We start from the raw sequence: 20765 nt of genomic DNA on the forward strand, positions 1-20765 counted from the left end.
TTGCCAAGGGCCTTTTTTTGTTGTTAACGTTTTCCGATGGCTGCCGATTTCCTGGCTTACCGACTACCTTTCGGAAACGTCAACATGGCCGCAGGCTATAGGGTGAAAACAGTTCGGTTTGAGTCTGGAGAGCGACTTCCGATGCTTCTGTGCAAGGAGTCGGGATCCCCCCTCTGGCATCCAAACCTATTTCTGGTTACCGAGCTCCGGGCAGCTGGCCTGGCCACGAACACGCTCGAGCACGCGGCCCGGGCTGTGATGATTGCCCATCAAGTGTTTCGTCATCTCGGTATAGACATTCACGATCGAATCAATGACGGTCGGCTCTTTACCCTAGGAGAGGTGGAGCTGCTCACCAAGCTGGTTGGTTTGCGGCAAGATGAACTGGACGCTCTGAGCCAGATGGATGAGTCAGCCCGAGCAGTAGTGTCTAGGGTCGTAACACTGGAACAGGCCCGAATGCGCCCCACGGTGAAGGCGCCAGCACAGGTGAGCGCCAACACGAAGGGAACCCGTATGGCATACATTCGGGACTACATCTCTTGGCTGACAGCAGGTCGGCGCCTGAAGCTAGAAGTGGGACATCCTCACAGCCAGAGCTTGCTTGAGGCCACTCAAACATTCGTAGGCCTTGTCAATGCCAGAATGCCCAGCCGCCAGTCCGCGCAGGCTAGCCGTCAGGGGGTAGACGCGGAAGTCCGTGCACGAATCCTCGAGGTCATTGATCCCGACAGTGCGGACAACCCCTGGAAGAACAGGCACGTCAGGGTTCGTAACCAACTCATCTTCCTCTGGCTACTCCTTCTGGGCGTTCGCAACGGCGAGCTGCTTGCTACCTACGCCAGTGACGTCAACATTCGGACAGGGGAAGTGACGATCGTTCGGCGGCCCGGCAATCCAGAAGAGCCGCGAAACAGCGCGCCGCTTGTTAAAACGCGAGGTCGCTTACTTGCACTAGGTCCTGATCTGGCGGACTTGATCAAAGGTTACATTATGGGAGAACGAGCAAAGATCAAAGGTGCGCGCCGCCATCCCTATCTCTTCGTGGCGACGGGAACAGGCCAGCCGCTGTCAAAGCCGGCGCTCAACAAACTATTCAGGGAGCTGCGTAGCAAGGTCCCCGGTCTTCCTGATGACCTCTCCCCACATGTATTGAGGCACACCTGGAACGACGACTTCTCTGATCTCATGGATAGCCAAGGTGTGGCTGCAGAAGACGAAGAAAGAATGCGGACCCAGACGATGGGCTGGTCGCCCAGGTCGAAGATGGCTTCGCACTACACGAAAAGGCACGTGCAGCGAAAAAGCAATGAAGCGTCGCTGGAGATGCAAGCCAAGTCCTTTAGCCGCCCAGTGAGGAGGAGCAGGTGAAACATGACCCCGGATATCAGGAAGAAGCTAGCGAGGCGCGTGCACTCACTGTATGGGTAGGCAGTCGCACTAAGTCGGGCATCGAGTTCGATCCAAGCGCCGATATCTGGGCATACCGCGATGGTGTCAATAGCATCCATCTAGACTTCAATCAGCTGCAAAACGCTTCGCCAGTGCTGCGTAATGGCGCCAAGTCCGTATTGACGTGGTATGCAGAGAATCGCTCTCCCGATCATCTAAAGAATATGTTTCAAAGGCTACAGCACTTCCTGCGTGCTACGCCTAAGGAAATTCCCAGCATCACAGCCGTAGATTTGCTGAACTACCGTGCAGGCCTCCATCAGTCGACGGAATGGTACTTGGGGTCCTTCGCGGGGCTTCTCCGCAAATGGGTCCAGCTGGGCTACCCAGGGGTCGGTGAAGACGTAGAGTTGCTTCTCAAACAATTGCGGCTCAAGGGCAATGACAAGGGTGTGTCTATACTTACATGGGATCCACATGATGGTCCTTTTACCCATGTCGAAGAAGAAGCGCTGCAATCAGCGCTCAATCAAGCATATGCAAAAGGTGATGTGTCTACAGCAGATTTCACCCTTGCGTGGCTTTTCATCCTATTGGGTCAGCGTAGCAAGCAGTACGCGTCCTTAAAGGTCTGCGATGTTAGGGTGGAAACAGATGCTGATGGGATGCTGAAGTATTCCATTCAGATGCCAAGCGCTAAGAAAGGTGCAAAGTTTTCGCGTGCTCAGTTCGTAGAGCGCCCGCTTGTCGAGCAGTTTGGTGAGCATGTCAGTTCGTACGCTGAGAGCGTTCGCGCACGCTTCTGTTCGATCCTAGGCGATGCAGGGCAAGCCCCTCTGTTTCCCTCCGTGCGCTCGAAGGCGGGCGCCCAGGGATTTGAATTCCATCGGACTGCCGTCATGATTGGCCGGACGATTACGACCGTTCTCGAAGGCCTGTCAGTGGTCTCCGAGCGCACGGGTAAGGCGATGAGCATTAGCGGTGTCCGATTCAGGAGAACGATCGGAACGCGAGCTGGTGAAGAGGGGTACAGTCCTTTGGTCATCGCCCGACTTCTCGATCACACAGACACCCAGAATGTTGGCGTTTACTCGGCCAGTTCGCCTGCAATCATCGAGCGCATTGATCGTGCCATTGCTATGGAGATGGCTCCATTGGCCCAAGCGTTCGCGGGAACGCTTGTGGAGGGATTGGGCGAGAATACGTCGAAGCGCGTAATCGATCTGCGTATTGATCGAAGCGGTTCCCCTATGGGCGATTGTGGAACACACGGATTCTGCGGATTCAATGCTCCGATCGCCTGTTACACCTGCTCCAGCTTCGAGGCTTGGATGGATGGGCCACATGAGGCGGTACTACAGCACCTGCTTGACCAGCGTGAAAAGCAACTCAGGGATTCTGATAAGCGCATCGCTTCCATCAACGACCGAACCATATTCGCAGTTGCGGCCGTGATAGAGGAATGTCGCCAGGCTAAGGTGCGTCGTTGCTCACTCGGTGGAGCTAGAACCTGTGGCTAAAGTAGTTCTTTTTCAGCCGCGTAGTGAGCTAAATGCCGAGGGGAATGTCTCTGCGTTTATTGCTCTGTGCCGGAATGAGTTGACCATCTTTGGTGCCGAGCTCGCCTTCGAGGATATGGCATGGGAGATCGCGGATTCTGTCAGGATCAAAGCTAGGCGAGGCGCGTTTCGCGCTATTTTTAGCTCATGGGATTCAGTTAACGAGCGTGTGCCACGCCCGATGCCCGAGCCCTTTGGTTCGTTCGCCAAGTCCTACCTTCGATATCAGCATGGTATGCGCCCAACGAAGTGTATAGGGTTTCGGCTCGCCTCCCTGCGAGCGTTGGCAGCTGCACTGGAAGATCAAGGGGCTTCTAATGTTGCTTCAGTCACTGCGGCGACCTTCAATAGGGCGGCTTTACTCATCCGGGCTAAGTTCAGCCCATCTGCGGGCTATCGAGTCGGTTCGCAATTGGAGATGCTTGCTTCGTTCATTGATGACAACCGCTTAGCGGCGGTCCCATTGCGCTGGTTCAATTCCATACCTCGCCCGACGGAGGCGAACGGTAGGGTAGGAGACGAGTTTGAGGCTGCCCGGCAGGCTAAGCTTCCCAGCCCCCGCTCGTTGGAATGCCTGGCGCTGGCCTTTCGCGCAGCGAGCGAGCCTGCTGATCTGTTTATAACGTCGGCGGCGGGGATCATGTGCTCAGCCCCGGATCGGGTGAATGAGGTTTTGCTGCTTAGAGCGGAGCCTGAGGTCACAACAGCTCGTCCGGATGCGTCGCCGGCATATGGGCTGCGGTTCTGGCCTTCCAAGGGTGCAGACCCCATGGTCAAGTGGGTTGTCCCATCTATGAGTTCGGTCGTGCGCGAGGCCGTGAGAAGACTCAATGATCTATCAGCAGAGGCGCGTCGCGTGGCGCGCTGGTACGAACGTGATCCCAAGACGATGTTCCTCCCATCACATCTCGAGCATCTGCGCGGCTGTGACTTGTCAATTGCAGAGCTCGGCGAAGTCCTTTTTGCAGAATCGGTGTCGCCCGCGAGCACTAGGGCGTGGTGCTTGGGTAATGGCGTGCCTGTCGAGAAGCGTCGCGGCAGAATCGTAGTCAAGTTCTCGGATGTTGAGGCCTCTGTCATCAGCTTCCTGCCCAGAGGGTTCCCTTGGTTGGACGTCGATTCTGATCTGCGGTACAGCGAAGCGCTTTGCGTAGTTCGGCGTAATGAGTTGCATCGGACCAAGCGGACGTTACGTTGCGTCATCGAGGCGCCAGATCAGAGCTTTATCTCTACTGGTCTTGGTGGTCGTACAGAGCACGGATTTAAGTCCGTCTTCGATCATCTGGGCTACTTCGATTCAGACGGATCTCCAATCGTCATTCGTACTCACCAATTCAGACACTATCTGAATACCTTGGCTCAGGCCGGTGGCATGAGTGAACTCGACATCGCAAAGTGGTCGGGTCGGAATGACGTTCGTCAGAATGACTCATACAACCATGTCTCTGATCGCGATGTTCAGGCGCGGCTTGTGGGGCTGCGGCAGGAAAGGCAGCGCGAGTCGGTGACTGAACTGGCGGCTGAGCCGCGGCCGCAGGTCCGGGTTAGCCTAATTCCTCGAGAGAAGTTCACGGAAATGGGCATCCAAGCCGCCCACACAACCGATTTCGGAGTCTGCGTGCACGACTTCGTCATGTCGCCCTGCGCCCTGCACCGTGACTGTACGAATTGCAACGAGCAGGTGTGTATCAAGGGCGACGAAATCGGTGATGCAAATACGCGTGCCAAACTTGCCGAAACCAGTAGTCTTTTAGCTGAGGCAGAAGCTGCGGACGCTGAAGGGATATGTGGCGCGTCGCGTTGGGTTGAACATCAAAGGCTGACGCTATCAAGACTGTCGGAGCTTGTTGCAATTCTGGACGATCCGCAAGTTCCACCAGGTGCGCTAATCCGCTTGACTCACATTCGTCCGGCCTCTCGGGTTCGGCAGGCAGTGGATGCCCGCCGGTTGTTGGATCAACGTGACAAAGAGCAGGTGCCAATGGAATGGGCGATCGAAGTGCGAGGGACCACTTCATGAGAAGGGCAAAGAATCTCAGTGATGAAGATATCGCTAGAATTGTCGGAATTCTTGACGGCTGGTCAGGTCGTTTGACTTGGCAATCTCTGCTGGACGCGGTGGAGCGGCACCTCTTTACGCGGTATACGCGGCAAGCGTTGCATAAGCACACTCGGATTCAGCAAGCCTTCGAACAGCGTAAGGCGGGGTTAGCCGCAAAAAGGGGGCATCTGCGGAAGGTCGAGGCTGTCCCTGAAATGCAGATTGCTATGGACCGAATTCTACGGCTGGAGGCGGAACTAGAACGCGTCTATCGCGAGAATAACTGCCTACTGGAGCAGTTCGTAAGATGGTCGTACAACGCGAGCCTGCGAGGCCTAGATGCTGACTACCTGAACTCTCCCTTGCCATCGGTGAGGGGGACCGATTCTGGCGGTCGGCCACCTGGCAGTATTGGGTCCTTTTCCTCCAAAAAGAGCTAACCTGGCCTCAACGAATACCAATTACTCGGACCCATGCGAGGTTCCAGATTTGGACCAGCTGCGGATGAACTGTTCTTGCTCATTCGTCTCAATTGCTCCGGGCCTGACCTGACGAACCATGTGCATGGCTTGTTCTGCAGATTTAGCGGCTCCAGTGTCCAGTAGCAATAGGCAGGCTACGGTTCCCGCTCGTCCCAGGCCGCCCTTGCAGTGCACCACGGCTCGACCCCCACACAGTATTTTCTCGCAGAGTGCAGGCCCCACCTTTCGCCATTCATCAAGAAAGGCATCCGCCGGGCCTGCACCATCTACGATCGGTAGGCCAAACCATCGGAGACCTAAGGCTATTGCTCGTTCGGGTAGTGCAGCGATCCTGAGTTCATCGAATTCCCATGGCTCAAGTAGGGACACTAGGTAGGTCGCCCCCCACTCACGAATTGTGCGCAGATCCAATTCTAAGTCTCGATTCCACGCGCCGGTCATAGCGGACTCTTGATACTTGCCAGGAGCGAACGTTATGCCTATTGCCCCGTCGCTAGTGCCGACGTTGAGCGTGGCAATATGTAGAGGGTGGGTATGGCTGGTTCTAAACACTTTCTAAACCTCATTGCGAGGAGTGAGCAAGCAACGACCTATGCGCTGGTCGACGCTTGTGCTGTGGATTTCGAGTTGGTGTAACGACCCTCCTACATTATTCAGATGGGCCGCGCTAACGCTAAAGATGATCTTCTTTTCGCCTAGATTCAAGAAGTACCAGTAGGCTCACGGGGAGCCGATAGCAGCGTACCAGTAGGCTCACGCCGGGCCAGCAGCTGCGTACCAGTAGGCTCACGGAATAGACAGTGACCGGTTGCGCGCGCAAAGTACAATCGTGTGCTAAAGGCAGAGGTAGCATATGAAGCCGACCGTGCTGGCGTTGGATCTAGAAGGAACACTCATATCCAATGCGATCAGTCAGATTCCAAGGCCTGGTCTCCACAGGTTCCTTTTAAACGTCCAATCGCAGTTCAATCAGTTGGTGATGTTCACTACCGTGCCGGAGGATCGCTTTCGCGCCATCGCTGAACTACTTGGCCGCGAAGGAAGTGCTCCTATCTGGTTTGCGAGTCTCAACTACGTTCAATGGGCGGGGAAGACCAAGGACCTGCGGCTCGTCGAGCCGCGCCTTGGGAAAGCGTTGCTACTCGATGACCATGGACCGTATGTCCATCCGGGACAGGAGCACTTGTGGGTTCAGATTCCGCTTTTTGCATCCCCATATCCTCCAGGCGATGATGGGCTCTTGATTGCGTCTCGACGTTTAATTGAACGAGTCAACGCAGCAACAGCTCCGCCAAGGTCCTCTTGAGAAGCGGCGACCGCTGATGCGCGAGCCTATGGCGATTCCTCTCGGGAGCGGCGCTCAGTCCCTGACGCCAGTTCCGCAGATCCTGCGATGCGCTGCTGTGGAGCGGGAGGCGCTAGCCGCTCAATGGCTTAGTGCGGGCGAAGTCGCCGCCGGACTCGGCTTGCCGGTGAGCACCGGTAGCTGTCGCGTAGGTCAGTTGCGGCGCACCGGCTGCTTGCTACGTGTCTACATCGCGAACCCCGTATCCAGCTATCGCTACCCGACTTGGCAGTTTGATGCCAATGGCCAACCACCTGATCATCTTGCCGAAATCTTGATGACGTTGCGCGGTGATAGGAGGTTCGCGTGCGAGCCGGACGGGCTGCGTCGAACCACCGGTTGGGGCGAGGTCGAGTGGCTGCTGTCTCCCCACGCGCTGCTCGATGGTGCCGCTCCAGCGGAGGTCCTAGTCAGCGACTCGGCCAGTGTGCTGAAGGCAGCGCGTGCCGAGTTCTTGGCCGACGGCTGATCGTTCGGGTGAATTCACCGGCTCTCGTCACGGGGCTCTGAGAAGAAGCGACGCTACCTGCACGCCTAAGCTCAGCTCTGCAATCACCGGTTGCTGCATGCTGCTAGTCCCGACCATGCATATAGCCTCGCAATTTGCATTCACTTGAGGATGCTCTGAACAGTTCGCCCGGACCTCTATTTCCACGAGTCGCGGTACGGAGCACCGCGGCGGGCGAGGAAACTGATACCTGAAAAGTGGTTTTGAGGTTCCTTTTCGGAACCTCCAGGCAGATTTATCCCTGGGCCGGCATCAGCTGCCGGCGTGCCATCCACAGATCACACAGGGCAAACAGGGTCAGCACCTGAGCGGCGTTCTTCACCAAGCCGCGATAGCGAACCTTGGTGTATCCGAACTGGCGCTTGATGACTCTGAAGGCGTGCTCGACCTTCGCCCGCAGGCTGGCTTTCCAGGTTTCCCAGCGCTCCTGGTAGCGCCGCTCCCTCGCGTTCCTGATTGTCTTCACTTTGCCGCGCTTCTTTGCAATCAGGAACGCGGCTTTACAGTCCTTCAGTTCGGGTCGCGAGTCTGTGCCTGTGTAGCCGCTGTCGCCGAGGATGCACGCCTCCTTGCCGTGTAGCCGCGCGTGGGTGACCGTTACGTGGCCGACGTTGGCCGCCGTGCACTTCGCATGGCGAACCAGTCCGGAGAACTCATCGACCCCGATATGCGCCTTCATGCCGAAGTACCACTGGTTGCCTTTCCGGGTCTGATGCATCTCCGGATTGCGCGACTTGTCCGCGTTATTTGTTGAACTTGGCGCGTGTATGATGGTGGCGTCCACGATCGTTCCCGCACCCAGGCTCATGCCTTTGCGCTGCAAATGGGCGTTCACTGCGCTAAGCAGTTCTGACGCCAGCCCATGTGTCTCAAGCAGTCTGCGGAAGTTGAGGGTCGTGGTCTCATCAGGAACACGGGCCAAGCCGTTGATCCCGGCGAAACGGCGCATCACCGCCGTGTCATACAGTGCCTCCTCCATGGACGGATCGCTGAGCGCGTACCACTGTTGCAGGAAATGTACACGCAGCATTGTCGCCAAAGGATACGGCTGGCGGCCGCGACGACCCGTCTTCGGGTAGTCCGGCTCGATCAGTGCCAGCAGGCGCTTCCACGGCACGACCTGGTCCATCTCAGCAAGGAACCGCTCACGCCGGGTTTGCTTGCGCTGGCCCAGGCCCTCCGCGTCACCGTACGTCAGTTGCATGATCGACCGTCACTCTTCATCTCATGGCTAGCGGCCGGCACTACCATGAAATCTTCCTCATATTTGTTCAGAGCATCCCTTATGCTTTACCTTACTGATGGAAGGACTTCAACGCATCTTGCGAGCGGGTATTCAACCCCTCATTGCACGGGCGGCCGGTTGTTGCTTTGAGGCAAGTTGCTCTCTCACTCGATGACATGAAGGTGAGATATCTTCCCGGATCAAAAACAGAGATCAATCTGCCAGGAAAACCGCATCCGCACGGGCCTTCAGCTCCTTTGTCTTCCTTCGGTCGCGGCTCTCCAGATACTCACAAAGACGTGATCGAACGAACGGAAGCATTCTCAGCTTCTGGGAAGATTGATCAAGGATTGAGCCTTCACTTTCGAACCAGTCACGAACGTCCCTTGCTTCTTGCTCACTACCAAAGACCTGCTCCAGCGCTTCTACCTGCAGATCATCCATGTAGAGAACCTGGTGTAGCCAAGAGACCTCGCGCGGACTCATCCACATGACGACGCGTTGGTGTAGCTCCTTCAAGCTGGTAGAACTACGCCCGCCACTATCGAGCTCATCGATCAAAAGCGAAAGATGGTATGGAAGACCAGAGGACTCCAGCCAAGCGCGCTCCTTCTCCGCTGTATCGACAATGCCAAACTCCGCCAGAAGCTCGTCCACTTCAGCCTTCTCAAGGGGCTTGAGCACAATTGCGCGTCTAAGCTGCGCCTCGTAGTCCTTCCAGAGAGGGTTTGTGGCCTTGAGCTTGAACCTCGTCAGCACGATCAAAGTTGCATCGATGTCGCTGCTCTTGAGCTTGTTTAGGAATTTGGGGATCAGAAGTCCGCCGAGCTGCTTATGAAGCGCCTCATAGTCTTCCACAACGAAGAGCAACCGTTCCAACCGCTTGATCTTCCCGTGCCCCGGCTTGAGCTTGCCTTCGTGCTCACCCAGCAGGATCGCCTTTAGATCTGCTACCAATGCATTCGCAAGGACCTCTTCAGGATCTTGCTTAGCAGCCTCACGGAGGGATGAGGCGGAACCGATACCGAGCCTTTCCCAGATACGGATGGATTCTGAAGACAAGGCCTTGATTTCACTCGCGGCCCCGGGGAGCTCGTCGGCGGCCTCCTTCACTGCCTCAGGGTCCACAAACTCTTTGACCTTCGGCACGAACATGCCGACACGCTGAACGATGGATGCACCTGACTTTATCAGCTTGGCAATTCCCTCGAGGTCTTCAGTGTTTACTCCGCGCTCCAAGAGTTCCTTGGTGATCTCACCCCTGATCTTAGAGACAGCCTCAATTGCTTCACGGGTCTCCGGGAAGTAGTAGCCTGATGGCTTCAACCCGATTCCCGGCCCAACTGCAGAGCGCACAAGCGAGCCAACCAGCTGATCAATGGCTGCGGCAGTGAACTCGCCAGTTGAGCCATCTATCCCCCGGTTAGCTCCTACCAACTCTATCCTCAGGAAACCCAGGCTATCCAAGTCAATGGATCGCATGGCCTTGGCAAACACGCTACTTTTGCCAATTCCACTGGGACCTTCAATGCTCTGAATCTTCAAGCCCTTGCTTGGCGATCCTGAAAGCAGATCCTCGAGCACCTGCGCTTCACGCTGACGGCCAACAAATCCTTCCATGTGAATCTCCTGATCATGCGTAGTTCAAGACGGAGTTACTTCCCTGGACGCCCACTCAGGCGCAGCCCTGCAACACGCTATCGGCCGAGTTGGGGCTAACTTTACAGTCCGCAATGTGTCGGCATGCACATTCTTGAAGAATGGTTGTGGATCGAGCAATCAACCGTTCTCTTGTCGCTTTCGGCCAGTATTATCAGACATGGGCGTGGATGTGCGGCGACCTGGCCGAGGCCCGCAACATCGCCTGAGCGCTTTCGATCACGGAGGACCGAACGATGAACCCGTACTTTCTTGACGACACTCTTCCTACACCCACACCTCGAGTTCTACTGGGGCATCTGGCGTCAATGGAGACCATCGGCCGCCGTCAGCTCAGATTGTCCTTTGACGCGATCCCATACAGATGGGCACTTCACTCCTGGCGGCAGTACGGGGACGTTGAGCCTGAACCTGAGTACGTATCGCGGTTCTTTGAGGAGGTTCCGCTGTTTCACCTCGATGTCATTGTGCGCGGTTTCAATGAACGCGAACTCGTTGAGGTTGTAACCGACCTCGCGCCGCCCGACAGGCGTGCGGAGGGCACCATAGTGGGGCGGTGGATAGGCCTCATGTTCCGTCCCACACCCGCTGGCGACGCGATCAGCTATTCCAGCATTACTGACGCCGGAACCACGGGGTTCTTGGGGCTTGCCCACCTCCCCGAACCACCTCTGATTGAGCACCTCAACAGGTTGAGGCCTGAAGTCACCCATGTGAATGCCGATCACTGGGCTCTCCGCGCTGTGCTTGACAGCATTCCGCGCCCCCACGCGATGGCCGTACTGGACGTGGGTCAAGCTTCTTCCAACGTGATGCTCGGTGAAACCGGGCGGCCTCTTCTCTACTTTGATGTTGGCCGGGCCATCGGGGCGAACGCGTGGACCACCCCCGCTGCGCTCAAGTTCTGCACCTGCCCAAACAACAAATCACCGGCGCCCGTTCTCATTTCGCATTGGCACGCGGATCACTACACCGCCACGTCATTGGACCCGGACCTGTTGAAGTGCACCTGGATTGTCCCCCACACCGTCAATCCTGCTCACATGGCGTTCCAGAACGGAATTCTAGTTGCCGGCTCCCAGGTGCTCCAGTTGCCCCCGGTCTTTGCCGATCTTAAGTTCGGCACGTCTGGGAGCTATACCCTTACGCAGTGCACCGGAACCGGGAACAATCTCAACAATCGCGGCAATGCCCTGATGGTGGATTGGAGGGGTTTAAACTGGTTGCTTCCCGGCGACGCCAGCTACAAGTACATCAGCTTGGTTAAGGATCGAGAATTCACCGCCGTGGTTGCTACTCATCATGGTGGCTTCTTTGCAGGCAATACCGTGCCCACAAGGGCACCGGGCTATGCCCGACTGGTGTATTCGTTCGGACACAACAACGTCTTTGGCACGGCGATGCACCCGCTCCCCGCCTCGGTTGCCAAGCATATGACGCAATGGAACCACGGTAACTGGATCCCAGCACTTCCGCCCGGTCTGGTGTCGCCCGGCGTCGCTGGAGACGTTCGCGCCACAGCGGTGCACGGCGTCATGCTTTTCCCAGGTATTGCGCCGCCGACGCATTCTGGCGCGGTGGCGATCGGGTGGCAGGGGCCACCGGCCCTTGCAGGGTTAGCGGCACCATGCCCGACCTGCGGGAAGTCGTTCAATATTCAGCAGACCTGAGGGGCGCGACCGTTGTGCGTGTAAGCACCTTTTCGTCCAATGGTCATGCTTTAAGGCGCGCTGCGGATTCAATGGCGGTCGTCTTGCGATCGACCCTATCGGACCCCCGTCCATGCCTTGTGCGGCGCGGTGTCGGCTCCATTCGGGTTTCCGATTTTGCTTAGAGGTGCTCTGAGCAGTTGACCCGGAGAGCTGTTTCTACGAGCCGCGACGGCGGGCAACGTCACCGAGGAGGTATTTTTTATCTGAGAGGTGGCTTTGGACGTGCCTTTTCGGCACCTCCGGACGGATTTACCCTTGGGCGGGCATCAATTCCCTGCGGGCCATCCACAGATTGGACAGGGCAAACAGGGTCAGCACCTGAGCGGTGTTCTTCGCCAAGCCGCGATAGCGGACCTTGGTGTACCCGAACTGGCGCTTGATGAGTCTGAAGGGGTGCTCACCTTCGCGCGCAGGCTGGCCTTCCAGGTTTCCCACCGCTCCTGGTAACGCCGCTCCCTTGCGTTCCTAATCGCCTTCACCTTGCCGCGCTTCTGTGCAATCAGGAAGGCGGCTTTGCAGTTCTTCAGCTCTGCTCGGGAGTCCGCACCGGTGTATCCGCTGTCGCCAAGGATGCACGTCTCCTTGCCGTGCAGAAGCGCATGTGTGACCGTTACGTCGCTGACGTTGGCCGCCGTGCATCTGAGTGGTGAACCAGTCCGGAGAACTCATCGACCCCGATATGCGCCTTCATGCCGAAATACCACTGGTTGCCTTTACGGGTCTGGTGCGTTTCCGGATCGCGCGCCTTGTCTGCGTTCCTGGTTGAACTTGGCGCATGAATGATGGTGGCGATCCACGATCGTTCCCGCACGCAGCGCTGCAGATGGGCGTTCACGGCGTTAAGCATTTCTGCCGCAAGTCCGTGTGCCTCAAGCAGTTTGCGGAAGTTGAGGATCGTGGTCTCATCAGGAATGCGCGCCAAGCCGCCAATGCCGGCGAAACGACGCATCACCGCCGTGTCATACAGCGCTTCCTCCATGGACGGATCGCTGAGTGCGTACCACTGCTGTAGAAAATGCACACGCAGCATTGTCGACAATGGTTACGGCTGGCTTCCGCGACTGCCCATCTGCGGGTAGTGCGGCTCAATCAGTGCCAGCAGGCGCTTCCACGGCACGACCTGGTCCATCTCGGCAAGGAACCGCTCACGCCGGGTCTGCTTGCGCTGCCCCGGGCCGTCCGCATCACCAAATGTCAGCTGCATGGTCGACCACCACTGTACATTTCATGGTCGACTAGCGTGCCGGCCAGCTGCCGGCACTACCATGCAACTTCCCTCATATTTGTTCAGAGCATCCTTAACTACCATTTTGGCCGATGGATATGGGGAGCGGTAGGGAGCAGGTTCACGGCCACTGGCCGCGTGAGGATATGAATAGATGCATTGTGTAGCGCGACTGCATCGCTTCGTCGGGAAGCTCAATCTTCTCCTGATAGCAAATTGAGCGGGCATATGCGATCTGCGCCTTAGTAGGCCTTTTGATGTCCCAGTCGAGCATCTCGGGTACCAATCTGGAGAACTCGGCAGCTAGGCGCTTGGACAGCAAACCGGCATCCGCGCCCTCTTGGATCTTTGCAATCTGGCGCCGCAGATCTTGTTCCGACTCTTGGCTCAGGGAAAGCTCCAAGGTGAACTCGGACTCAGCATCCACTAAAAAGAAGCTCATAGTCTTCCCTCGCCCAAGTTACGAAGAATGCACTGGCCTCTAGGAGGCCCAGGTCATCAAGATGCTACCGTAAGTACTGTAGACCAAAAGTACTACGGAATTAAAGCTTAGGGGGTGAGTACTCCCAAGCACCAGCTAGCCCTTGGCGCCGCCGTGAAGGCGAGACGAACGGCACTGGGATTTTCCCAGGAGGACTTCGCAGACAAACTGGGCATGCACCGGACGCAGCTTGGTCACATTGAGCAAGGAAAGAAGGACTGCCGGTTATCCACCGTGATCAGACTCGCAGATGCGCTCGGTCTATCAGCGTCGAGCCTGCTTCGAGGGGCGGATCTTTAGCGACTGGCAGTTCTTAGGTTGCGCGGCGCCCACTTTGGGCCTGGCTAGGCTCAGACTGTGACGCTGACAACGGCAATGTGGCCCAAAGCCCGTGTCCTCGACCTTGCGCAAAATGCGGCTGGGACGGGGGATACGGAGCTCGTCCGCGAATGATTTATCCACGGCGCGGCCTCAACTGCTCAAGCCACGCTCGGTCGATTGTTGGTATGCAGGTTGTCCCTCATCAGGACCTCCTGAGGCTTCGTTCAGCAGGCGCGGGAGGCAAGGCATGAACATGGCGGAACTCATCTGGCGTGTAGATGCTCTCCATGCGATCTGAGGTGCAGCTTGGCGACGCTGGGCGGATGCCACTTCCCCTTTGCCACGCGCTTTTGCACGAAGACACGATAGGCCTCGGGGGTGGGAGGAGACTTCCGCTTGTGTCTGCGTTGGTTACATGACCAGCACGCGGCAGCGATGTTGCCGGCCACGTCCCTACCGCCATCTTGCTGAGCCAACAGATGCTCGGCTGTGCAGCGGAGCGGAGTGGCGGTTCTGGCGCTGAGGCCGAACGGCTTTAATTCGTCGGGTGAAGTGTTCCACATCGGCAGGCTGCAATAGCAGCAGCGGCCCTTCTGAGCGTGGAAAGCGTCGGTTCTCAAGCGTTGGAGTTTGGGCATGCTTAGATCTCAAAAGACAGGAAAAACTATCCCGTCGTCGCGTGTGCGATCGGATCGGGAACCTGTTGCCTTGAGCTAAGCAGGCAATGCGCCGGCGGGAATCCCCGCGCGGCAAGCGAGTTATCGCGCGCCAGGGTGTTGGCTGTCAAGATGGCGCCATGACTATCCTTGACCAAAACATCGATCTGTTCGATACCTCGGTAAACATACATCCGGCCCGGGCCAGCGGGGAGGTGGCCGATGCCTGAGGGCGGCGCAGCACATGACGAGTTGTCGGTTTGGATGGAGGAGCCGCGCGTGCAGCGGGCACTGGAGTGGGCCGACCACGTGCGGCGTTGGAACGAGGAGAAACTCTACGGGCTGGTTCTGCATGGGCCGGAGCCAGACCACATGGCGGTCGTAGCTTTCGCGGTGGTTCACGAACACCAATCGTCAGTTATGCTCCTCGTCAAGCACGGGCTGTTGGGCTCTGCCACAGCGCTGATGCGCCCATCTTTTGAAGCGTTTGTGCGCGGGCTGTGGCTGCAATGGCCGATGATCAGGAGTTGGCGCGGTTTCAGAAGGGCCATGACACTGCAGCCCCAGAGAAGATGATCCGCAGGGTGGTCCAGCGTTCCGGTGAAAAGCGCTACGCGGATTTGTTGGATACCTGGGAGCAGTCGCAGAAGACAATGCACGGCTACGTCCACCATGGCTACCAGTCCTTGATCCGTCGCTCCCGCGTAATCGAAACTTCTCCTGACGAGGTGGTGGATTTGTTGGGATTCAGCACGTCAATGGCTCTCCATTCTCGAAACCGTTGAACTGGCCGGAAAGCGGGTCCCAGAGGAAGAGGTGGCTGCCCGACATCAGTGGGTTGCAGAGAAGCAACTGGAGATCGTCGCTATGCTGCGATCGATGGGGCTGGTTCAGGCGTTGGGCGAAGCGGTGCCCGCTCCTCCGACCACACTAGCCAATTGAGACTTGCCAATCGAGCAGGGGTATTCCCGTGGTTGCCCGCAAATGGGCACTAGACGGGTAGAGAATTAGGGCTTTCTACGGGCAGGGTCCATGTCGTCCCGTGGCGGGAAATGGAGGGCTGGCTGCGCGGGAGTCCCTTAGCTTGCCAGCCAAGCTATGCCCGCTTAGGATCTAGTTGTACTAGATTGAGAACCTTAGATGCGACGCTTTGTGGGTGAAGGCGTGGCCGGCCCCCTAGGTCGACCAGGGGGCATTTGCGGCAGAGTTGCCGTTCCTTATAGGAGCTCGGGGGAAAGATGGATCTGTTTACAAAGAACGGCAAGCCTCTGCAGGTGAATGGGGAATTTGTTTACAGCCGCTCAGGCGCAGTTGTAGGTCGCATCAAAGGCGAGCGTGTTTTTGGCCCCGATGGAAAGTATGTGGGCTCTATTGTTAACGACCGCCTGATATACCGATCTACTCAAAGCGCAGCAATTAGTTCGCCGTTTTCCCAGGCGCGCCGTGCTGGCACTGCTAGGGCGAACAGGGTGGGTTCGGCCGCTTGGGGCGATGAGCCGACCATTCCCGACTAAGGTTGCTTTCCATGCACTTGCCGTTCAACGGGAAGTTCTAGCGGACGACGCTCAGGAATGGGATGGGGTTTCAGAACGATGGGCGTGCGCTCTAGTTCCGATGCGGCAGCGATTAAGCGAGATTCGGGGGATCTATCGAGGGCGGATCGATGCCGCTTTGGGTCGGAAGCAGGCGTCTTCCCGGTCATCAATTTCTCGCGGGTTCCAGGTCCTCAGCCGAACAGAAATGTCGCTATCCATGATGGCCAACCAAATCATCTTCGCTGCTATTGGTGACATGAGGGCGTCTTCCCTGGCGCCTTAAGTATCTGCCTAATAGCGGCACATCGCTAACTTCCAGTCAAAAGGTGCCTCAATGCCAGACGCAGGTCCAGTCATTCCGGTCTCCGGAGGCATCACACTTCGATTTCTAGAGTTGTGCCAGTTCCGCCGCCTCGGCAAGGTTCAACTGGACGTCAACAAGAAGACCACTATTCTGGTCGGAGCGAACAACAGCGGGAAGACCTCGGTACTCACCGCTCTCCGTCACTTCCTCGCAGAAAGTTCGTCCTTTGGCTCTTTTGACATCAGCCTCTCGCAATGGCCAACACTGCGAGCTCTTGGAAAAGTATGGGAAGCCCTACCGGAAGACCCCTTAACCGTGCCAGGTGACGAGGAGCAGTGGAAGCAGCAGCTTCAAGCTCTTCTCTCGACCATGCCAACGCTGGACCTTTGGTTCGATGCCGAGGCGGGCATGTACCACTACGTCGCACCGTTCCTTTCCAAGTTCAGCTGGAAGGGTGGTGCAGTGGGTATCCGCCTTCGCTTGGAACCAGCGTCAACCGTTGAAGAGCTAAAGCAACTTGCCTGGATATACCGCACGGCGCGCGGGCCCGTGAAGGAAATGGGTGCTGACTCGTTGGCTTGGCCCATAGACCTTTTGGACTTTTGGCTCCGTGAACCTTCGAAACTCGGCCAGGTTCGTGCATATAAACTCGATGCAGAGAACAACCCAATAACCGGCTTCAAGACCTACGCCAGCCAGGCGCTTGCTGAAAATGCCAGCCGCATTGATCGGAAGCATCTGTCCAAGGTCATCCGAGTCGACTTTGTTGCCGCTCAGCGTGGGCTGGGCAGTGAAGAGGCTGAGTCGCGGTCGGCATCCGGGCCGCATCGAGTTGGCATGTTCTCCAACCAACTCCTCAAGTTTGCCCGTCAGCACTTGAACGTCGCCAGTACAGGGCATGGTCACCGCGCGGACCTCGTCAAAGCGGTGGCAGAGGCGCAAAGAGACCTTGACAAGAAGATTCACGAGGCCATTGCCGATTCGGTTGAGGAGGTGAAGCAGCTCGGCTATCCGGGTCTGCATGATCCCCAGGAAATTCGTTTTCGCACGCGCATCCAGACGGCTGACCTGCTAGACCATGGAACTGCGGTGCAGTACAGCATGCAGAAGGAGTCGCTTGAAGAACTCCTTCCTGAACACTCCATCGGACTCGGCTACCAGAACCTCCAGTCCCTCAGTTATCAGTTGGTGTCATTCAAAGCTGCTAGGCTAAAGCCCGACAAAGGATCTCCTGCGCCCGTTCACCTTGTGATGATTGAAGAGCCTGAGGCGCACCTTCATGTCCAAGTGCAGCGTATCTTTCCCGACAAGGCACACAAGCTCATAAGCCCGACGGGAGCAGACGCCTCAGCGCTCAAGAGCCAGTTGCTGATCAGCACCCACTCGAGCCATCTCGCGCACGCTGAGGACTTTGACCGCCTCCGGTATGTACGCCGCGTTGCAAAGAGCGCGGCAAGCCCAATGCCAACCACTGAAGTAGTCAATCTCGGGCAGGTCTTTGGTGATGACAAGAAGACACGTCAGTTCGCAGAGCGATACTTCCGTGTCCAACACACCGACCTGCTATTCGCCAATGCGGCCATCTTCGTGGAAGGCGTTGCTGAGCGCATGCTCATCCCTCTTTTCATGGAGCGAGATTTCAAGGAGCTGAACAGTCGATATGTGTCCTTCCTTGATATCGGAGGGAGTCATGCCCACCGACTCAAGCCACTCGTCGAGAAGCTGCGGATCCCTACTGTCATCATCACCGACGTCGACCCTTGCGAGGAACAGGACGGCAAACCCAAGAAGAACGGCGAGCCAACCAAGAGGCTGGTCGCGGTCGCAAACACCGGTCAAGCTGGTCTCCATTGCGGCAATCCGACGCTCCGTGGGTGGCACCCAAGGCTTCAGATGCTCGATGATTTGAAGAATCCGACCGACGCTCAGTTGGTATGGGGTGAGGCCGCAGCGGGCCTCGTGCGATTCGCTTGGCAGCTGCCAGTTGCTGAAGCTAACGGCAGCTGGCCCAGCTCCTTTGAAGATTCCCTCGTTCTTACAAACATGCCTTGGTTCAAGGCGCTCATGGGAGGCAAAGCCGATGATGATGGCGTTGAGATTGAGCCACCGACTGGCGCGCTTGGATCTGTGGCAAGAGCCGCGGCCGAAGCTGGAAGCGTTGCAGAGATGGTCAAGGCACTCCATACGGTAATGCATGGCTCGCTACGAAAGGGCGAGTTTGCTGCAAGCATCTTCGAGCAGCTTTCTTCTGATGAACCAGTTGTCTGCCCGAAGTACATCGCCGATGCCCTGGCTTGGTTACAGGCGCAGCTTGAGCCCAGCAAGGAACCGATGACATGAGCGCGCTCGCCGTCCCTGGCAACAACGAGCGTGATGACGGGGTTGTCGATGAAATCTGCGGCTATCTCACTGAGGAGCCGCCTCGCAGCTACTTCCTCTTTGCCGGCGCGGGGTCCGGAAAGACGCGCACATTGGTCGAGGTGCTGCGTCGAATGACCGGCGTTGTGGAGCATGAAAAAGGGGGGCGACTCGCCCGACGACTGCAGATCTATGGCCGTTCGATACGCGTGGTCACATACACAAAGAACGCTGTCGCGGTCATCAAAGGTCGCCTTGGAGACAACGACTTGGTGGATGTCTCCACAATCCACGCGTTCTGTTGGGAACTCATTAGCGGATTTAACGACGACATCCGAGAAGCCCTCGTCGCCATCAAGCAAGCTCAGCTGGAAAAGGAAACTGCAGAGGCGGTTGCCAAGCCTAGAGGGATCACTGCAGCGAAGCAGCGGGACTTGGATGAGATAAAGGCGGACATCGAGGCATTTCGGCTGACGGATGTGTTCATCTACAACCCGGACCGCGAGACGCATGGTGCCGGCGCGCTCGCCCACAAACATGTGCTGGACGCGACGGCGTGGCTGCTGCAGCACAAGTCTACGCTGCAGACCATTCTGAAGGACCGCCACCCCATCATTCTTATCGATGAGTCTCAAGACACCATGAAGGGTATCTTGGACGCCTTGATGAGCTTCGCGGAGCCGAGGGGTTTCGGCCTCACTCTGGGACTGCTTGGCGACCATCGGCAGCGCATATACACGGATGGTCACTCGGATCTTCCGAGTCTAGTCCCAGTGAGCTGGGCGACGCCAGAGCTGAAAATGAATCATCGCAGTCAACGTCGAATCGTCACGCTCATCAACAGAATATGGGAGGCAGAGATCGATGGCAGAACGCAGCCTGCCAACGGCGTCGAGCAGCATCCGCGAACTGAAAAGGCCGGCGGAGTGGTCCGACTCTTTGTTGGCGACACATCGCTCTCGCCGGAGGAGAAGGTTGCAAGCGAGCGGTGGTGCGCAGACCAGATGCGGCAAGCCAGCGGTTCCGATGCTTGGAGCCAAGGTCACTATCAGCTGCTCGCTCTAGAGCACAAGCTTGTCGCAACTCGCGGCGCGTTCCTCGACGCGTACAGTGCAATGGTTCTGATCGACCCAAATTCGGCCGCGCCTACGGGAAGCGGCGAGAACAAGGGGCCTACTGCTGTGCAGGTGCTTTTGAATGAGCTTGCGCAGTTGGAGGCCTGTGTTGGCCCCGATGGTGCCATAGACGAGCTTATGGCCACCGAAGTCCTTCGCTGCTTCGGTCGTCTCGATAACATGCCAGAACAAGCGGCCGAGCGTGCTAGGCGTTCCGACGAGATGCTTCGAGCCATTTCCGCCTTTGCTACTGCCTGTCAGAATCCTGGCGCCACTGTTGAACAAGTTCTCACGCCGATACTGGGCGCGAATCTGTTCGAGGTCGATCATCGACTTCTAGATGCATTTTCCGACAAGTCTCCTGCTCCACCTGCTCCGGCCAGAGGAGAGGAGGAGTCCAAGAAGGACCGCATACGTCGGGGGTGGTGTGCGCTGTTCGACACTCCTTGGAGTCAGTTGCAGAAGTATCGCACCTACCTCGCTGGAAATTCTGTGCTTGCCACCCACCAGGTGGTCAAAGGCTCGGAGTTTGCTCACGTTATGGTTGTGATGGACGATAAGCTGGCTGGTGGAAACCAAATTTCATACGACAAGATTTTTGGAGGGGTCCAGCTCAGTAAATCGGACTGGGACAATGTTGGGAAAGGAAAGGAAACGACCATCGATCGTACCTTGCGCCTCCTATATGTCACCTGCAGTCGTGCTAAGGAGTCGCTGGCCCTCGTCCTATGGTCCTCCGCCCCTTCAGTCGCGCTAAATAGAGTCACTGCGAGCGATTGGTTCTCGGAGGGTGAGTTTTTAGCGATTCCGTGGCCCATCACAAAGTCGCATTCGTGAAATAAAAACT

The 20765-nt window shown here is 57.2% G+C and carries 16 protein-coding genes and 1 pseudogene; 11 read left to right on the forward strand and 6 right to left on the reverse strand.

Features of this window, described 5'->3' with window-relative positions; translation table 11 throughout:
* The first annotated feature begins 36 nt into the window (after positions 1-36).
* Genes DI041_RS08125 through DI041_RS08135 form a run of 3 tightly spaced genes read left to right on the forward strand, consistent with a single transcriptional unit; the run spans position 37 to position 4971 of the window.
* A complete protein-coding gene (locus DI041_RS08125; protein WP_248298437.1) occupies positions 37-1371 on the forward strand; it encodes a tyrosine-type recombinase/integrase in 1335 nt (444 codons plus the stop codon).
* A complete protein-coding gene (locus DI041_RS08130; RefSeq protein WP_136638396.1) occupies positions 1368-2912 on the forward strand; it encodes a site-specific integrase in 1545 nt (514 codons plus the stop codon). The genes DI041_RS08125 and DI041_RS08130 overlap by 4 nt, the downstream gene beginning before the upstream one ends.
* Positions 2905-4971: an integrase gene (locus DI041_RS08135; protein ID WP_136638397.1), complete on the forward strand. Its 2067-nt coding sequence runs from the start codon at positions 2905-2907 to the stop codon at positions 4969-4971. Before DI041_RS08130 ends, DI041_RS08135 begins: the two co-directional genes overlap by 8 nt.
* Before the next feature lie 482 nt (positions 4972-5453).
* Here DI041_RS08135 and DI041_RS08145 read toward each other — a convergent pair whose 3' ends face one another.
* Positions 5454-5915, reverse strand: coding sequence for a phosphatase domain-containing protein (locus DI041_RS08145; protein ID WP_227852003.1), 462 nt, complete (start codon positions 5913-5915; stop codon positions 5454-5456).
* A 412-nt stretch (positions 5916-6327) separates the two neighbouring features.
* Between DI041_RS08145 and DI041_RS08150 the strand changes: the two genes are divergently transcribed.
* Positions 6328-6780, forward strand: a complete 453-nt coding sequence (locus tag DI041_RS08150; RefSeq protein ID WP_053496903.1) for an NIF family HAD-type phosphatase — start codon at positions 6328-6330, stop codon at positions 6778-6780.
* A gap of 166 nt (positions 6781-6946) precedes the next feature.
* Positions 6947-7288 (forward strand): hypothetical protein, encoded by a 342-nt coding sequence (locus tag DI041_RS08155; protein WP_227852001.1) that lies wholly within the window; start codon positions 6947-6949, stop codon positions 7286-7288.
* Positions 7289-7562: 274 nt separating this feature from the next.
* Here DI041_RS08155 and DI041_RS08160 read toward each other — a convergent pair whose 3' ends face one another.
* Positions 7563-8531 (reverse strand): IS5 family transposase, encoded by a 969-nt coding sequence (locus tag DI041_RS08160; protein ID WP_136638399.1) that lies wholly within the window; start codon positions 8529-8531, stop codon positions 7563-7565.
* 234 nt (positions 8532-8765) lie between these two features.
* Positions 8766-10172, reverse strand: coding sequence for an ATP-binding protein (locus tag DI041_RS08165; RefSeq protein WP_136638400.1), 1407 nt, complete (start codon positions 10170-10172; stop codon positions 8766-8768).
* 275 nt (positions 10173-10447) lie between these two features.
* Here DI041_RS08165 and DI041_RS08170 point away from each other — a divergent pair, with 275 nt between their 5' ends.
* On the forward strand, positions 10448-11881 hold the full coding sequence (locus DI041_RS08170; protein ID WP_136638401.1) for a hypothetical protein: 1434 nt from the start codon (positions 10448-10450) through the stop codon (positions 11879-11881).
* 291 nt (positions 11882-12172) lie between these two features.
* Here DI041_RS08170 and DI041_RS08175 read toward each other — a convergent pair.
* A pseudogene (locus tag DI041_RS08175) lies at positions 12173-13127 on the reverse strand (IS5 family transposase).
* Positions 13128-13269: 142 nt separating this feature from the next.
* Entirely contained in the window at positions 13270-13590 is a 321-nt protein-coding gene (locus DI041_RS08180) for a hypothetical protein (protein WP_053496911.1), read from the reverse strand.
* Between the two features lie 114 nt (positions 13591-13704).
* Here DI041_RS08180 and DI041_RS21575 point away from each other — a divergent pair, with 114 nt between their 5' ends.
* Positions 13705-13929, forward strand: coding sequence for a helix-turn-helix domain-containing protein (locus tag DI041_RS21575; protein WP_080375042.1), 225 nt, complete (start codon positions 13705-13707; stop codon positions 13927-13929).
* Between the two features lie 284 nt (positions 13930-14213).
* Here DI041_RS21575 and DI041_RS08190 read toward each other — a convergent pair whose 3' ends face one another.
* Positions 14214-14588, reverse strand: coding sequence for an HNH endonuclease (locus DI041_RS08190; protein WP_136638402.1), 375 nt, complete (start codon positions 14586-14588; stop codon positions 14214-14216).
* 438 nt (positions 14589-15026) lie between these two features.
* Here DI041_RS08190 and DI041_RS21625 point away from each other — a divergent pair, with 438 nt between their 5' ends.
* The 4 genes from DI041_RS21625 (at position 15027) to DI041_RS08210 (ending at position 20755) form a co-directional block, all read left to right on the forward strand.
* Positions 15027-15182 (forward strand): DUF6988 family protein, encoded by a 156-nt coding sequence (locus tag DI041_RS21625; RefSeq protein WP_428992557.1) that lies wholly within the window; start codon positions 15027-15029, stop codon positions 15180-15182.
* The gene (locus DI041_RS08195; protein WP_136638403.1) at positions 15116-15391 is read left to right on the forward strand and encodes a hypothetical protein; all 276 of its coding nucleotides are present in this window, start codon (positions 15116-15118) and stop codon (positions 15389-15391) included. Before DI041_RS21625 ends, DI041_RS08195 begins: the two co-directional genes overlap by 67 nt.
* Positions 15392-16475: 1084 nt before the next feature.
* Complete coding sequence (locus DI041_RS08205; RefSeq protein WP_136638404.1) at positions 16476-18785, forward strand: AAA family ATPase; 2310 nt, start codon at positions 16476-16478, stop codon at positions 18783-18785.
* Positions 18782-20755: a UvrD-helicase domain-containing protein gene (locus tag DI041_RS08210; protein WP_136638405.1), complete on the forward strand. Its 1974-nt coding sequence runs from the start codon at positions 18782-18784 to the stop codon at positions 20753-20755. The genes DI041_RS08205 and DI041_RS08210 overlap by 4 nt, the downstream gene beginning before the upstream one ends.
* Positions 20756-20765 lie beyond the last annotated feature (10 nt).

The organism is Stenotrophomonas maltophilia (assembly GCF_004920835.1).
Taxonomy (GTDB): Bacteria; Pseudomonadota; Gammaproteobacteria; order Xanthomonadales; family Xanthomonadaceae; genus Stenotrophomonas; species Stenotrophomonas maltophilia_AQ.